This window comes from Sporofaciens sp. JLR.KK001 (assembly GCF_036941055.1).
Lineage (GTDB): Bacteria > Bacillota > Clostridia > Lachnospirales > Lachnospiraceae > Sporofaciens.
The window spans coordinates 4,211,586-4,228,137 of the sequence record NZ_JAYMNO010000001.1; the positions used below are offsets into that span (position 1 = coordinate 4,211,586).

Annotated in this window: 14 protein-coding genes; 8 read left to right on the top strand and 6 right to left on the bottom strand. The window is 48.8% G+C overall.

What is annotated here, in order from left to right; all coding sequences use genetic code 11:
• Nucleotides 1-30 precede the first annotated feature (30 nt).
• From ygfK to VSQ62_RS21395, 3 genes are read right to left on the bottom strand one after another with little or no spacing between them, the layout of a single operon-like run.
• Nucleotides 31-3,015, bottom strand: coding sequence for a putative selenate reductase subunit YgfK (gene ygfK, locus VSQ62_RS21385; RefSeq protein ID WP_334636797.1), 2,985 nt, complete (start codon nt 3,013-3,015; stop codon nt 31-33).
• A gap of 12 nt (nt 3,016-3,027) precedes the next feature.
• Nucleotides 3,028-4,359: a putative aminohydrolase SsnA gene (gene ssnA / locus VSQ62_RS21390; protein WP_334636798.1), complete on the bottom strand. Its 1,332-nt coding sequence runs from the start codon at nt 4,357-4,359 to the stop codon at nt 3,028-3,030.
• A 37-nt stretch (nt 4,360-4,396) separates the two neighbouring features.
• Complete coding sequence (locus VSQ62_RS21395) at nt 4,397-5,752, bottom strand: uracil-xanthine permease family protein (RefSeq protein WP_502957776.1); 1,356 nt, start codon at nt 5,750-5,752, stop codon at nt 4,397-4,399.
• Between the two features lie 377 nt (nt 5,753-6,129).
• Between VSQ62_RS21395 and VSQ62_RS21400 the strand changes: the two genes are divergently transcribed.
• The 5 genes from VSQ62_RS21400 (at nt 6,130) to arcC (ending at nt 11,751) form a co-directional block, all read left to right on the top strand.
• Nucleotides 6,130-6,777 (top strand): helix-turn-helix transcriptional regulator, encoded by a 648-nt coding sequence (locus VSQ62_RS21400; RefSeq protein WP_334636802.1) that lies wholly within the window; start codon nt 6,130-6,132, stop codon nt 6,775-6,777.
• A 32-nt stretch (nt 6,778-6,809) separates the two neighbouring features.
• Nucleotides 6,810-8,048 carry a diaminopropionate ammonia-lyase gene (dpaL, locus tag VSQ62_RS21405; protein WP_334636803.1) on the top strand — a complete coding sequence of 413 codons (1,239 nt, stop codon included), beginning with the start codon at nt 6,810-6,812 and terminating at the stop codon, nt 8,046-8,048.
• Nucleotides 8,049-8,170: 122 nt separating this feature from the next.
• A complete protein-coding gene (locus VSQ62_RS21410; RefSeq protein WP_334636804.1) occupies nt 8,171-9,484 on the top strand; it encodes a YgeY family selenium metabolism-linked hydrolase in 1,314 nt (437 codons plus the stop codon).
• A gap of 107 nt (nt 9,485-9,591) precedes the next feature.
• Nucleotides 9,592-10,785, top strand: a complete 1,194-nt coding sequence (gene ygeW / locus VSQ62_RS21415) for a knotted carbamoyltransferase YgeW (RefSeq protein WP_334636806.1) — start codon at nt 9,592-9,594, stop codon at nt 10,783-10,785.
• A 21-nt stretch (nt 10,786-10,806) separates the two neighbouring features.
• Nucleotides 10,807-11,751, top strand: a complete 945-nt coding sequence (gene arcC / locus VSQ62_RS21420) for a carbamate kinase (protein WP_502957777.1) — start codon at nt 10,807-10,809, stop codon at nt 11,749-11,751.
• 114 nt (nt 11,752-11,865) lie between these two features.
• Here the strand turns inward: arcC and VSQ62_RS21425 are convergent, their stop codons facing one another.
• Nucleotides 11,866-13,464 carry an AAA-like domain-containing protein gene (locus VSQ62_RS21425; RefSeq protein WP_334636807.1) on the bottom strand — a complete coding sequence of 533 codons (1,599 nt, stop codon included), beginning with the start codon at nt 13,462-13,464 and terminating at the stop codon, nt 11,866-11,868.
• The gene (locus VSQ62_RS21430) at nt 13,464-13,976 is read right to left on the bottom strand and encodes an AAA family ATPase (RefSeq protein ID WP_334636808.1); all 513 of its coding nucleotides are present in this window, start codon (nt 13,974-13,976) and stop codon (nt 13,464-13,466) included. Before VSQ62_RS21430 ends, VSQ62_RS21425 begins: the two co-directional genes overlap by 1 nt.
• A 197-nt stretch (nt 13,977-14,173) precedes the next feature.
• Between VSQ62_RS21430 and VSQ62_RS21435 the strand changes: the two genes are divergently transcribed.
• Nucleotides 14,174-15,028, top strand: a complete 855-nt coding sequence (locus tag VSQ62_RS21435; RefSeq protein ID WP_334636809.1) for an AraC family transcriptional regulator — start codon at nt 14,174-14,176, stop codon at nt 15,026-15,028.
• A gap of 97 nt (nt 15,029-15,125) precedes the next feature.
• Here the strand turns inward: VSQ62_RS21435 and VSQ62_RS21440 are convergent, their stop codons facing one another.
• Nucleotides 15,126-15,527, bottom strand: coding sequence for a hypothetical protein (locus VSQ62_RS21440; protein ID WP_334636810.1), 402 nt, complete (start codon nt 15,525-15,527; stop codon nt 15,126-15,128).
• A gap of 164 nt (nt 15,528-15,691) precedes the next feature.
• Here VSQ62_RS21440 and VSQ62_RS21445 point away from each other — a divergent pair, with 164 nt between their 5' ends.
• Together VSQ62_RS21445 and VSQ62_RS21450 are read left to right on the top strand one after the other, a co-directional pair.
• The gene (locus tag VSQ62_RS21445) at nt 15,692-15,889 is read left to right on the top strand and encodes a 4Fe-4S binding protein (RefSeq protein WP_334636811.1); all 198 of its coding nucleotides are present in this window, start codon (nt 15,692-15,694) and stop codon (nt 15,887-15,889) included.
• Nucleotides 15,886-16,476 carry a 4Fe-4S binding protein gene (locus VSQ62_RS21450; protein ID WP_334636812.1) on the top strand — a complete coding sequence of 197 codons (591 nt, stop codon included), beginning with the start codon at nt 15,886-15,888 and terminating at the stop codon, nt 16,474-16,476. Before VSQ62_RS21445 ends, VSQ62_RS21450 begins: the two co-directional genes overlap by 4 nt.
• The last annotated feature ends 76 nt before the right edge of the window (nt 16,477-16,552 follow it).

Genomic DNA, 16,552 nt, shown 5'->3' on the forward strand with positions numbered 1-16,552 from the left:
TGCCCCATAAGACGAACCGTCCGCGTCTTGTTAACCCAACAGGTAACTATAATCTTCGCATACCGCCTCGATCAGCTTTTGAAGTCCTTCCGGTACTTCTGTGGCTTCGCCCTTCTTCCATACCATTTCCTTCCCGACGAATCTCACCCTGCACTCCAGCGCATCCTTATCCAATACGGTAAAACCATCGTTCTTGCTATCCGCCATATCCACCACATTGGCAAATAAGGTGAATTTATCCAGATACGGCGCACTCGCGTACGGGCAGAATACCTTGCAGTTCCCGCATTCATTACACATATAATCCACATGGATCACCTGTGCCTTCGCCATGCCCGGAACCTTGACGGAGATATTCGCACGGTTCGGACACACATCCACACAATTCTCACATACGGTTGAACAGCCCAGACAGCGGTTCGCCTCCTTGCTGTCTCCCGGCTCCGTAAGGATTCCTTTCTTCTTATATATAGCAGCCATATCTGCCGGTCTGCTCATATCGCCGGATACCGGAGCGCCCACGATCGCCTCCGCCGCCGTCATGGCGTTCGCCATTCCCTTTACAACCAGGGACGGGCCGTACAAGCCGTCACCGATCACATATACGCCTTTGATGCTGCTCTCCAATGTCTGACTTGTCTTCACACGTCCGCGGTCATCCACATTCAGTCCATTTGCCTGATAATAGCTGGTCGGAACCTTCTCGCCCACCGCAGCAATCACCGTATCTGCCGGGATGGATACCGTCTCGTCCGTCTCAACCACGCCCGCGCGTCCGGAAGCATCCCGCTCGCCAAGCTTCGTCACCTTACAGATCAGCTTACCTTCTTCTGTCTTCACAGGGGCGAGAAGCTCCTTGAACTCCACGCCATCCTCGATGGCAAGCAGCAGTTCATGCTCGTCAGCCGGCATGTAGCGTTTCGTCCTTCTGTATACCAGATATACATGTTCTACGCCTTCGCATCTCTTGGCCGCCCTTGCGGTGTCCATCGCCGTATTTCCGCCGCCGATGACCACCACATTCCTGCCAAGGTCTACCTTGCCCTTCTTCTCATTGAATTCTTCCAGGAATGCCAGTGCATTTACCGCTTCCTTGCTCTCAAGCTTGAGCTGTCCTCTCTCATACGCACCTACAGCCAGGAGCACATCGTCATATTCCTTCTTAAGCTCTTCTACATTCGGCGCCCATGTATTGGTAAGGATCTTCACACCTAATCGCTCCAGCAGGGATACATCCTTGCCGATTACGCTGTCGTCGATACGGAAATCCGGGATCACAGCGCTCACGATACCGCCAAGCCTGCCGCGCTTCTCGAAGATGGTGACCTCTGCTCCCATTCTCGCAAGGTAATATGCCGCTGCCATACCTGCGGGACCGCCGCCTACGACCGCCACCTTCTTGTCGGAGCTTCCAAGAGGCTTTATGCTGCCGATCACTTCGTCATACGCATTCTTCGCACAGGTAAGCTTGGTATCACGGATCTGCACCGGAGTCTCGTAGAAATTACGGTTACAATGGCTCTGGCATCCGTGTGCACAGATGGTTCCTGTGATGAACGGCAGCGCATTCTTGTTCAGGATCACCTCTAACGCTTCCTTATACTTGCCTTCTCCCGCCAACTGTACATAGGTCGTGATCTCCTGATGGATCGGACAGGCATCCTCGCACGGCGCCGTATAGCAGTCAAGAAGCGGAACTCTCTCGTTGGACTTCCTGGATATCGGAAGCTTCGCAGGTTTCACATGGTGCGGATCTGCGACCGCGTCTTTCGCAAGCCCAGAGAGCGCCTTCACATCAATTCCGTCGAATGCCCTGACTCCAATAGCATCCAGGGCTTCCGCCATCTGGGAAAGTCTCTGGTATCCACCCGGTTTCAGTATGGTTGTGGCAACCGTCACCGGCCATACCCCGCTTCCCACGATTCTTTCTATATTGAATGCATCCGCTCCGCCTGAATATGCGATCCGAAGTTTCCCGCCAAACTCTTCCGACAGCTTCGCCGCCAGAGAAATGGACAGCGGATACAGGGACTTGCCGGACATATACATCTCCTCGCTTGGTAGCTCATTGGCCTTCACATCTACCGGGAAGGTGTTGGTGATCTTCACGCCAAACTCAAGCCCCATCTCACCGGACAGCTTCATCAGCCTTGTGAGCATCGGCACCGCGTCCTCGTACTGCAGGTCGTCTTCGAAATGGAATCTTCCGAATGCAATATAATCATATCCCATCCGGTCTAATGTCTCACGGGCAAAATCATACCCCAGAAGGGTCGGGTTACATTTGATAAAGGTATGCATCTTCTTCTCTGTCAGCAGATAATTGGCAATACTCTCGATCTCCTGCGGCGGGCATCCATGGAGCGTTGAGATCGTTGCCGAATTGCAGATATAAGGCGTAATGCTCTCAATATCTTCCTTCGTCACATTCCGATACTCTCCTACATGGGGAAGAAGCACTTCCCTGCATTTCTTAAATGTCTCCGTCTGGCCTGCATCCTTCATACTCTCGATGAATGTGTTCACCTTCTCGGACTTGATGCCTGCCAGATCATAGCCCACACTGATATTGAACTGATAGCCGTCCATACTTCCAAGTCCGTATTCCTTCGCCATGAACGCAAGCAGGAACCATGCCTTGATGTACTCCTCCTGCGCCTGCGGCACATAGAGCTCTGTGGACCACTCACAGTTATAGCATTCGTCATCCGCCTTAATACAGGGCTTATTCACACATGCGGCAAGCTCGGCCCCGTCCATGATCTGCACCGTCTTCAATTCGAAGAACCGGCTCCCTGCATAGTAGGCTGCCGCAATATTCTGCGCAAGCTGGCTGTTAGGGCCTGCCGCCGGTCCGATCGGCGTCTCAAGCCTGCGTCCGAAGATGGTCTGCGCCTTCTTACCGTCCGCCGTATAAGGTCTATGTACTCCAAATACCGTATTCTTCTCGTCATGCTCTCTCCGAATCCAGTTCAACAACTGTTCAAAAGGCATACATGTCATAATATCACTCATATCAATTCCTCCTTATCCGTTAATACTCTTCCACAGCTTCGCAGACTCTTCACGGCATCTCGCCATGGTCTCTTCTACATCTGCAACCTGTACTTCTCTGTTCTTCATAAGCACTTTCCCGTTACCGACCGTCGTCACAACATCTCGTCCGGTCATTCCGAATAAGATATGTCCGTTGATGTTATTCTCATCCAGATAAGTCGGCGGATCATAATCCACAACGATCACATCACCTGCCGCTCCTTCCTTCAGGACTCCAAGCGGTGTCTTGAAATATCGGTTCGCGATCGCCGCATTATTCTCGAACAGCATCTTTGGCACCTCGCCCCATGCCGCGTTAGCGTCGCACAGATGATGCTTGTGGAGAACATTCGCCACCTTATAGGACTCTGTCATATCATGGGTATATCCGTCCGTACCAAGCCCTGCCAGGATTCCGCGGTGAACCAGCTCCATGGTCGGCGGACAGCCGCAGGCATTGCCCATATTGGACTCCGGATTATGGACCACCATGGTATCGGTATCCTTGATCAGGTCCATCTCATGGGAATTAATGTAGATACAGTGTCCAAGCAGCGTCTTCTCTCCCAGAATGCCAAAATCCATCAGCCGGTCAACGATTCGCTTGCCGTATCTCTTCAGGCAGTCGTGGAGATCCTCGATCCCCTCTGCCACGTGGATATGGTATCCTACCTCATCCGGTTTATTCGCCGCCGCAAGCTCCATGGTCTCGTCAGATATGGTGAACTGCGCGTGCATTCCCATCATTCCGGCAAGCATATCCGAATCATCTCTCAGCGCATACCGGATGAATTCTGCGTTCTCCATCACCGCTTCTCTTGCCTTATCCAACCCGTCCCTGTCGGAGACCTCATAACACAGACAAGACCTTACTCCCAATTCCTTCGCCGCATCCGCTATGGTAAACAGGCTGTCTTTGATATGACCGAAGCTTGCATGATGGTCGAAGATGGTTGTCACACCATTTCTGATACAGGAGATCATGGTATCCATCGCGCTGTATTTCGTCTGCTCTAATGTCAGCTTCCGGTCAATGGTCCACCACTGTCCGTCCAGGATATCAAGGAATCCCTTCGGATCATAACCTTTGATACTAAGCCCTCTTGCCATAGCGCTGTATATATGCTCATGGGTGTTGATAAACGCCGGCATGATGATCCCGCCTTTGGCGTCAATATATTCCGCGTTCTTATACTTCCCCCGAATCTCTTCTAAGGTCCCTACTGCGGCGATCTTCGTTCCCTCGACTGCCACCGCTCCATTGGCAAGAAATGGACGGGCTGCATCTCTTGTAATCACTTTGCCGTTTCCTATTATTAACATATCGTCTCCTCCTTAAATCTCAATATACCATGTATCGTTACTTCACCTGGTCCAGCACTTCCTCATATTCCATATCCTTGGGAAGTACCAGGTTCAGGATGATTGCCGTGATCGTTGCCAGTACCACCGGTGATTTGCCGAATATGGTCGTCACCCATGCCGGGAATGCCGCCAGCGCCGTATTCGCCTGGGTGATCCCCATTCCAAGCGCAATGGCAAGCCCTACGATGGTTGTATTGCGGTAATTCATCGGCGATGCCGTGATCAGCTTCACACCTGTCATTGCAATGGATGCAAATACAGATACGGTGGCTCCGCCAAGAACGCATGAAGGAATCGTCGTGAGTACCGACGAGAACTTGGGGATCAGTCCCGCAATCAGCAAGATCCCTGCCGCCATCGCGAATACTCTCTTCGCCACCACCTTCGTGGCTCCCACGATTCCCACATTCTGGCTGTATGTAGCAGTCGGCAGCCCGCCGAAGAATGCACAGAAGATATTGCTGATCCCATAAGCAACAATTCCTCCGTTAAGCTCCCCGTCCGTCGGCATCCGGTCCAGTCCCCCGGTCGTCGTCGCCGAGAAGTCGCCGATTGCCTGGATGGAGTTGATGGCAAATAATACGCCGATCGCCACACAGGATGAGGGCTCGAATGTGATCCCGAAATGCATCACCCTTGGAAGCTGGAAGCAGGATGCCGCCGCGACGGACGTGAAATCCACCATTCCGAAAAACAGTGAGATCACGTATCCTACAACAATGCCTATTAATATAGAAGATAATTTCCAGATTCCCTTCCCGTAATGATTCAGCGCCGTTACAATGATCAGCGTGATGAATGCCACAACCCAGTTCTGCCAGGAACCGTAATTCTCACTGCCCGCGCCGCCTGCCATATAGTTGATCGCGGTCGGGTACAGTGACAATCCAATGGCAAATACGACCGTACCGGTGATCAACGGCGGGAAAAACTTACGGATCTGCTTAATAAAGATCCCAACGATGATCGCTATCACACCGCCCACAATCTGCGCGCCCAGGATCGTCGCCACATCATAATCTCCGGCAATCGCCTGCATCGTCGGCACATAGGCGAAGCTGATCCCCATAATGATCGGAAGTCCGGAACCGATGGCAAGCGCTCCCTTGCGCAGCGGAAATAACTGGATAAAGGTAGTCAGCGCAGACATAACCAGCGCCGCCTGTATCAATATGATAGAATCTGCCGATGATAATCCCGCCACCCCTGCCACAATGATCGCCGGGGTCACACATCCCACGATCATCGCTACTACATGCTGCAGCGCCAACGGAATTGCCTGTGAGGCTGACGGCTTTCCGTCGATTCTGAATAATTCACCCGAGGCTCCACTCATTGATTCTCTGCTCATCTCTTTTTTCATTTCCTCCTTTTCTCAAATCGGAACATCTGCTTAAATTAGTAATTTCAGAGAGACCAATCCTGCATCCTTCCATATTCTTTCATTAGTTTTTAACAATTTCCGCACCTGTTGACTCTATAATAACATCAAATTGCTCAAAGTGCAATCTATATCTTAATATTTTTTTTGTTCCACAAAAATTTTTTATCGCATAAATCCGCAAAGCCTTGTGGTTACTGGGATTGTACATTTTCAAATACAAAAATATTTTTGCTTATCTAAAAATTTTTTATTTTTCTATTGCTTTTTTAATTTTTTGTGCTATGATGGACGTAGAGAGACCGAAAAAAATGAAAATTGAAGAACGAAGAAACGGAGGTATCCATATGGCAATATCCAGATTAGATATGTTAAAACAGATTGCGGCCGGACTCGCTGCGCAGTTCGGAGAGAACTGTGAGATTGTCGTACACGACCTGACTGCCGGACCGGCGAACAGTTCTATCGTACATATCGAGAACGGGAACCTCACCGGCCGTCAGATCGGCGATGGTCCGTCCGGCGCAGTCTTAAGCGCTCTCAAGCATCAGAAGGGACCGCTTAAGGACAGACTTGCTTACCTGACCAGAACCGAGAGCGGACGGATCTTCAAATCCAGCACCATCTATATCAATGATGACAATGGAGACTTGCACTATATCCTTTCTATCAATTACGATATCACGAATCTCCTTGCGATAGAAAGCAGCATCCACTCCCTCACAAGCTGTGCGGATTCGGATGCACACACAGAGCAGAGCTCGCCTAACGTCATCACCCATGACGTCAACAAGCTGTTATCCGAGCTGATCGAACAGTCCGTTGCCCTGGTAGGCGTACCTGTACCGCTCATGACGAAAGAGGATAAGATCAAGGCGATCAATTTCCTTAACGATGCAGGCGCGTTCCTAATTACAAAATCAGGAGATAAAGTAGCGAAATATTTCGGCATCTCCAAGTACACACTCTACAGTTATGTAGACATCAACAAATAATCATTTCATATTATAAGGAGGTTTTTAGTAAAATGAGCAGCACTGGAACAATCAAATGGACGCTCAACAACATTGCCAAAAGCGATGATAAGCAGGTTCAGAATATGTCCTTGGAAGAGATGGAGAAGGCAAGTAATTTCCACAAGAGCTTCCCTCAGTATGAGGTCACACCTCTGACCCGCTTATCCGGTCTGGCCGGTCACCTGGGACTTAAGCGTCTCTATGTCAAAGACGAGTCATACCGCTTCGGCCTGAATGCATTCAAGGTACTTGGAGGGTCTTACGCGATCGCGAGATATATCGCACAGCAGACCGGCAAGGATGTAAGTGAGATTCCTTATAACGTACTTACTTCCGAGAAGTTAAGAGAAGAGTTCGGTCAGGCGACCTTCTTCACCGCTACCGACGGAAACCACGGACGCGGAATCGCATGGGCCGCCAACAAGCTGGGACAGAAATGTGTTGTAAGAATGCCGAAGGGCACCACCCAGACCAGGCTTGAGAACATCGCGAAGGAGAATGCGACCGTTACCATCGAGAACCTGAACTACGACGACTGTGTACGCATGGCGGCTAAGGAAGCCGAGAACACAGAGCACGGGATCATGGTGCAGGACACCGCATGGGAAGGCTATGAGGAGATCCCGACCTGGATCATGCAGGGCTACGGAACACTTGCCATGGAAGCCGACCAGCAGTTAGCCGAAGACGGATGCCGCCCGACTCACATATTTATCCAGGCAGGCGTTGGATCACTGGCCGGCGCGGTTGTCGGATACTTCGCGAACCGCTTCAAGGAGAATCCTCCGGTCATGGTCGTTGTGGAAGCTAATGCGGCAGACTGTCTCTACCGCTCCGCTATGCAGGGCGACGGAAGCCGTGTGGATGTGACCGGCGACATGCTGACCATCATGGCAGGTCTTGCCTGCGGCGAGGCCAACACCGTATCCTGGGATATCTTAAGGAACCACGCCGACGCATTCGTCTCCTGCCCCGACTGGGTAAGCGCGAACGGCTCGCGTATCTACGGCGCTCCGGTCAAAGGTGATACACAGGTCATCTCCGGTGAGTCTGGTTCTGTCACTATGGGGCTGGTGCACGCGCTGATGACGAAGCCGGAATACAAGGATATCAAGGAAGCCTTGAAGTTAGACGCAGATTCCGAAGTCCTTCTGGTATCCTCCGAAGGCGATACTGATCCGGACCGTTACCGCGAGATTACCTGGGAAGGATTATGCGGATCCGATAAGGAACTATTTGCAGGATTATAAGAGGTATCTGGAAGGTGATTCGTAACCATGAAGGTATCTGAACTGTTACGGTGATTCCAGGCAATTCGTGAAATTTTATCTTGGATACAATATACATAATAATATAATAAAGGAGAAGAAACATGTTAGACTTTAACAAAGTAAAAGAAGCTGCACAGGGGTATGAGAAGGATATGACTGCTTTCTTACGTGCAATCGTGAAGAATCCGGGCGAGAGCTGTGATGAGAAGGCTCACATTACTACGATCGCTGACGAGATGAGGAAGGTCGGATTCGATGAGGTCCAGATCGACCCGCAGGGAAATGTAATCGGCTACATGGGGACCGGCGACAAGATCATCGCATATGATGCACATATTGATACTGTCGGTATCGGCAATATCGAGAACTGGAACTTCGACCCATATGAAGGTTACGAGAACGAGACAGAGATCGGCGGACGCGGCGTGTCTGACCAGTGCGGCGGTATCGTATCCTCCGTGTACGGCGCTAAGATCATGAAAGACCTTGGTCTGATCCCGGAAGGCTTAAAGATCATGGTTGTGGGAACCGTTCAGGAAGAAGACTGCGACGGACTCTGCTGGCAGTATATCATCAACGAAGATAAGGTCCGCCCGGAATTCGTTGTCTCCACAGAGCCGACCGACGGCGGTATCTACCGCGGACAGAGAGGACGTATGGAGATCCGCGTGGATGTTAAGGGCGTATCCTGCCATGGTTCTGCTCCGGAGCGCGGAGACAACGCGATCTATAAGATGGCAGATATCCTTCAGGATGTCCGCGCACTGAATGAGAATGACGCAGAAGACGGAACCGAGATCAAGGGTCTTGTGAAGATGTTAGACGCCAAGTACAACCCGGATTGGGAAGAGGCTCGTTTCCTTGGACGCGGTACCGTAACCGTATCCCAGATCTTCTACACCTCACCTAGCCGCTGCGCGGTTGCTGATTCCTGCGCGATCTCTCTTGACCGCCGTATGACATTCGGCGAGACCTGGGAGAGCTGCCTTGACGAGATCCGCGCCCTGCCAAGTGTCCAGAAGTACGGCGATGATGTGACGGTATCTATGTACAACTATGATCGTCCGTCCTACACAGGATGTGTATATGAGATCGAGTGCTACTTCCCGACCTGGGCGATCCCAAAGGATCACAAGGTAACCAAGGCCCTGGAAGCTTCCTACAAGAATCTCTACGGCGACGACCGTATCGGCGCTGCCGAGACGCTTGAGATGAGAAAGGCCCGCCCGCTGGTTGACAAATGGACCTTCTCCACCAACGGTGTATCTATCATGGGAAGAAACGGAATTCCATGTATCGGATTCGGACCCGGCGCAGAGGCTCAGGCTCACGCGCCAAACGAGAAGACCTGGAAGCAGGACCTTGTGACATGTGCGGCTGTATATGCTGTTCTCCCTACAGAATATTGCAAATAATTCATAGCTAACTATATATTTTCTTACCCATCCGGGTATCATGCCATACCCGGATACTGTATCCATATATACAACCATAAATTATTAAAATTCGGAGGATTATGATTATGAAAACATTACAGGATTATATTGATAAGTTAAATGCGTTGAACTTTAAAGAGATGTACAATGGAGATTTCTTCTTAACATGGGAGAAGACGGATGATGAGATCGAAGCGGTATTTACACTTGCTGACGCGCTTCGTTTCATGAGAGAGAACAATATCTCTACGAAGGTATTCGAGAGCGGGCTTGGCATCTCCTTATTCCGTGACAATTCTACCCGTACACGCTTCTCCTTTGCTTCCGCTTGTAACCTGCTTGGCCTGGAAGTTCAGGACCTTGACGAAGGCAAGTCTCAGGTTGCTCACGGTGAGACCGTCCGCGAGACGGCGAACATGATCTCCTTCATGGCTGACGTGATCGGTATCCGCGACGATATGTATATCGGCAAGGGAAATGCTTACATGCACGAGGTTGTTGACGCCGTAACGCAGGGCAACAAGGACGGAATCCTTGAGCAGAAGCCTACGCTCGTGAACCTGCAGTGCGATATCGACCACCCGACACAGGCTATGGCCGATATGCTTCACATCATCCACGAGTTCGGCGGTGTCGAGAACTTAAAAGGTAAGAAGCTTGCCATGACATGGGCTTACTCTCCTTCCTACGGCAAGCCGCTGTCCGTTCCGCAGGGAATCATCGGACTGATGACACGTTTCGGCATGGACGTTGTTCTGGCTCACCCGGAAGGATACGAGATCTTCCCGGAGGTAGAAGAGGTTGCTGCCAAGAACGCCGAGAAATCCGGCGGTACATTTACCAAGACCAACAACATGGCAGAGGCATTCAAGGATGCCGACATCGTATATCCTAAGAGCTGGGCGCCGTTCGCTGCCATGGAGAAGCGTACAGAACTCTACGGCAACGGAGATACCGAAGGAATCAAGGCTCTGGAGAAAGAACTGCTCGCACAGAACGCGGAATACAAGGATTGGGCTTGTACGGAAGAGCTGATGGCTACGACGAAGGACGGCAAGGCACTCTATATGCACTGTCTGCCGGCCGACATCACCGGCGTAAGCTGTGAGACAGGCGAGGTTGACGCTTCCGTATTCGACCGCTACAGAGATCCGTTATACAAGGAAGCCAGCTTCAAGCCATACATCATCGCCGCTATGATCTTCCTTGCGAAATTCGCTGACCCGGCCGATGTTCTTAAGAGACTGGAAGAGAAAAGCACTCCCAGAGTATTTAAGTAGGATTTGACAGGAGGATCTATTATGGAAAAGAAAAAAAGAGTCGTGATCGCCCTTGGCGGCAATGCCCTTGGCAACACTCTGCCTGAGCAGATGGCAGCCGTCAAGATCACCGCCAAAGCAATCGTAGACTTGATTGAAGACGGCTGCGAGGTTGTGGTATCCCATGGGAACGGACCCCAGGTCGGCATGGTGAACAACGCCATGATCGCCCTCACCCACGAGGACGCGGCGCAGCCCAACACTCCTCTCTCCGTATGCGTCGCCATGAGTCAGGCCTATATCGGATATGATCTTCAGAACGCGCTACGCGAGGAGCTTTTGAACCGCAATATCTCTAACGTACCGGTGGCAACCATGATCACCCAGGTCCGCGTAGATGAGAATGACCCTGCCTTCCAGAATCCATCCAAACCGATCGGCAAATTCGTGGACGCCGAGCAGGCGAAGAAGATGGAAGAAAGCTTCCACTATATTATGAAGGAAGACTCCGGAAGAGGCTACCGCCGTGTGGTAGCTTCTCCGAAACCGGTGGAGATCATCGAGATCGAGACCATCCGCACCATGGTGAATGCAGGAAACCTGGTCATCGCCGGAGGCGGCGGCGGAATCCCGGTTACCAGACAGGGCAATCACTTAAAAGGCGCAAGCGCCGTGATCGACAAGGACTTCGCAAGCTGCCTGCTTGCGAAGGAACTGGACGCGGACTACCTGATCATCCTCACCGCGGTAGAGAAGGTCGCGTTAAACTTCGGTAAACCGGATGAGAAGTGGCTTGGCGATATCTCCGTAGAAGAAGCGAACCAGTATATCAGCGAAGGACATTTCGCTCCCGGCTCTATGCTTCCGAAGGTACAGGCCGCAGTCGACTTCGCTTCCTCCAAGAAAGGACGCACCGCACTGATCACACTCCTTGAGAAATCAAGGGACGCTGTACAGGGCAAGACCGGAACCATGTTCCATGCTTAATAAGCTGTATATCTTAGTCGCAGACATTCAAATAGGGACGTAGTAAAATTCAATTTTACTACGTCCCTATTTGCGTTTTGCCCTGTACCAAATTGCGTTTTGCCCTGTACCTTTTTACACAATTGCCTCAATCAGTACCTTATCTCCCACTCTGATCTCGTGGACACCGATCTGCTTCCTACGATTAAAATTAAGCATATACCCTGTCTGAAGATTATAATCATCCAGATATCCTTCTAATTGGCGCTCACCGCGGGAGTGATATTCATTTCCCCGCCAGATTTTGGTCTCTATCACGAATTGCTCATTGCCGTAATCCACTATAATATCTGTCCTTCCAAGGCTGCGCGTACGGGCTTCAATATAATAGTTTCCCATCCCATTAATGATCGGACGCAGATAGAGAAGAAAATACCGCCTACCTTCTTCTTCTAAGAATCTCTCCTCACACCCACCGTACAACTCATGAAAATGCCAGACAAACTTCTCCAGTACCCTGCGCATATCAAGCTTCCCATCACAGATAAACTGATTTTTATCCTGAAGGGATGCTTTATAAATGTCAGATTTCCCCATCTCATCGAGAGAAAGAAAATGATTATACAGAAACGTATCGAAAATCCGGTTTGCAGGTATCACTTTCCCTTCATCATTTTTCACAAATCCAAACATAAGTGCCAGATGAATGACTGGATTGGTCGGATTATAAGTGATTGATTTTCCTGAAAATAAAAGCTCCTTCAACATCTGCCCAAGCTCAGGATAATCTGTCAGCTTATTGGTCAATGACTCAAACAATGTATTATTGTCCAAAAGCAGTATACGCACTACCTCCAGAAATCCCTCCTTCGTCCATACACTCTCCTCTTCTGCTGCGCTTGTATTACTTGCCTTTTCATCCATCAGCTTGCATAGACGCGATACCAGATATGGATATCCGGAGGTATAATCATAGAGCAATCCTGCTATCTCATCTATATCCATTCTGATCCGGTGATCTGCCTCATAGTCTTTAAGCATCCCTTCAATCCCATTTTTTGACAATCCCATCTCTATATTAAAATCTGCCGCAATATTCCACGGACTATTCGTTTTATGCTCTTCTTCCGGACGCAGCTTTCTTCTCAGGTTTTTAATGTCATATACCCCAGCCAGGATCACTGCCTGAAATGCAGGTGCTCCCTTTGTTTCCCGCTCCAGATAACAGCTTCGAAGCTGCGCGAGGAAATCAAGAAATACCTGGTTATTCGACGCGCTGTCCACCTCATCAATAATCAGGACAACGGGTCTTATACTGCTTTTGCAGAGCTCCATAAGATACTCGAATAATTCCATAAAATCAAAATCCCGGTTCTTTTCTCTTGAAATCACCTGCATCTGATCTATAAGCCCCGCTATCTTTGCATCTTCTTTTACGCGCCATCTCAATTCCCTCAGAACGATTCTTAAGAACGCCAATGAAAATACATTCTCATCTCTGAATGATGCGCTTCCAAGAGACTGGAAATCAAGCCTTATCACAAGATAATCCCTTCCAAGCTCCTCATCTAACATAACCAAAGTCGTTGTCTTTCCATACTGCCTTGCACGGTTGATCGTAAAATAATACCCGGCATCGACCATTTCCCTGATCTGCCCTATACGCTCTGTCACATCCGTCATATAATGCTTTGCAGGTATACAAGGTCCTGTCACATTGAATATCTTAGCCACTATGTCACCTCTTCTCTCCGGATTCTGATGATACTGTCCGCAATATCATCCAAACTCCTATTCTCCGTATGAATTTTAACGGTATTCAACTCATTATACAGCGGAAGCCTCTCTATACTCCGCTTAATAATATCCTTTCCCCTCACACCTCTCGAAATATCTCCCTCAAGACGACGGCAAAGCGTATCCGGATCGCAAGTCAAAGAAACCACTGTTCTATTACAATCCGTCTTATCAATCCTCTCAAGGATAGTATCAATGATATTCTGCTCATGCATTACCCAACAGAATATAATATGATCATATGCCGAACAATGAAGAAACTGATTAAGCAGAAAACAGATATTCTGCATAACCATCTCCTTAGTCTCTTCTGTCACTTGAAATGGATCGGAATCCCAGCACCAGTCACCGTCGAGAAATACACTATTATGTAATTTACGTTTCATCTTCTGGCACACGGCAGTCTTCCCCACCCCCATAGTGCCTCCGATCAGATATAATTTCTTCACACTATCCTCCCGAATTCTATGATTATCTTATATTCTTCTACAATCATACTCTAAACTATACTGTTTTGTAAAGTTGACATTACACCAAAAAATACTTTATACTATGCTGTAAAACAACCTCTCTTTATCGTGCATAAATTAAGAGGAAAAAATCAAAACGATACTATATACTGAACTTTACCGGGAGGATTGATATCATGGAATGGATAGACAGATTAAATGACACGATCAATTATATTGAAGAGCATTTGACAGATGAAATTGATTATGAACAACTTGGGCGCATCGCCTGTTGTTCCTCCTATCATTTTCAGAGAATGTTTGCCTATATGGCCGGCATCCCCTTGTCCGAATACATCCGCAGAAGGAGAATGTCACTTGCCGCTGTGGATCTGCAGGGAAGGGATATGAAGATCCTTGACGTTGCAGGTAAATATGGCTACAGTTCCCCCACTTCATTCAACAGGGCTTTTCAGTCTGTTCATGGGGTTGCCCCGTCAGCCGTTAAAAATGAGGGTATATCTGTAAAATCCTTCCCGCCTATTGCATTCAAAATCACAATAAAAGGAGCGGAAGAGATGAATTATCGAATTGAAACAAAAGAGGCATTCCGTATCGTCGGCGTATCGGTCCCTCTGTATAAGGAGATTGAGAAAAACTTTGCAATCATACCGCCAAAGTGGCAGGAGATATCTCAGAATGGGACCTTACAGAGATTGATCGGCATGATGGACACCCCGCCTATGGGTGTGCTCGGCGTCAGCACTTGTAATGATACAGAACAGTGGAGGTACTATATTGCCGTATCTACTTCACAGGCACAGGGAGACCTGGAAGAATATACCGTACCGGCGGCTACCTGGGCAATCTTTCCCGGGCAGGGCACGAATCAGTCGATCCAAGAATTGGAACAGCGCATTGTAACCGAATGGCTTCCAACCTCAGGATACGAATACGGCAATGCTCCCGATGTCGAAGTCTACTTGAACCCGGATCCGCAAAATGCACAATATGAAGTATGGATACCTGTTGTGAAAAAAGCAAAGCAGTAATTTTAGAGAGCTGCTGACAAACAAATATACCAATTTCCCCCTGCCCTGGCTTACTGCCGGAGCAGGGGGAAATCATTTCTTCTTGTCAAAATTCCATCTATGAAATCTTCTTTAACTTCTCACTATGATCAGCGATAACTTTCTTCATGATATCAATATCAGTCTGCATGGACTCTATCTTCTCAGTAGCATTCTCATATCGCTTTGCCGCCGGCAGATAATTCTCGACCAGAATATTAATCGCATGTAAAATATCATTCTCAATGATTAAGTTAATTCTCGCTTGTTCTTCTTTCATTAGCGCCTGTTCTTCTCTCATTAGCGCTTGTTCTTTCCTCATTAGTGCTTGCTCATCCCGGAGTCTGCTCTGTTCATCTCTCATTAGTATCTGTTCGTCCCGAATAAACCTGATATCGTTCTCCATCGGCTTCAATCTTGCGTCCAGCTTTGTGTCAAGTAATTGAGAAATTGCCAATAAATCTTCGCTTGTCAATGCCATACGATCACTCCTTTATGCAATGCAACCTCGTCCTGATAAAAAGTATTATATCATGCCTGCGGCATAAAGTCTATTCCTTTTCAGGAATTGTCTGTGAGTGACTTCGTCACAGACTCAATCTTTTTCTCCCTGTATAATAAAGAAAAAACAAAAGGAGTTTTACCATGGCAAAAAGGAAAGCGTCTGTCAGTATCCGGGAATGTGTTGCCTGCGGATGCTGCATAAAAGTCTGTCCGCGAAATGCGATCACCGTTCCCCACGGCATCCATGCGGTCATTGACAGAGAGTTATGTATCGGATGCGGGAAATGCGCGAAAGAATGCCCTGCAAGCATTATCTCATTGGAGGTGACAGAAGAATGAAAAGAAAAAAGAAATGGTACGATTATCTTTGGATTGCCTCTCTTACTTACTTGATCCTTGGATTTTTTAATATCCTCTGTGCATGGCTGGGTCTTTTGTGCTTTTTTATCCCTCTTGCCATAGCGGTCATAAAGGGCAATAAGGCATACTGCAACAAATATTGCGGCAGAGGCCAGCTATTTTCCCTGATCGGCGGCAGGTTCGGACTGTCACGAAAAAAAGACATCCCCGGCTGGATGAGATCAGGCTGTTTCCGGTATGGATTTTTGATATTCTTCTTTGTAATGTTCTTTCTCATGCTATGGAACACCTGGCTGGTCTTCGCCGGAGCTAAGAATCTCGGCACTGTGGTAACACTGCTGTGGACATTCAAACTGCCCTGGCATTGGGCTTATCACGGCACCCTATTCTCCGACGGTGTAGCACAGTTTGCTTTCGGTTTCTACAGTGTGATGCTTACCTCCACTATATTAGGATTCCTTACCATGGTCCTATTCAAACCTCGCTCCTGGTGCGTATACTGCCCCATGGGAACAATGACACAGCTTATTTGCAAAGCTAAAAACATAACCGGGCAGCCCAGATAAAGACAAGTAAAGGCACTGCTGCCGCTGTCTATTAACCGCGAAAACAGTGCCTTTCACTTTTAATGCCAAAGATCTG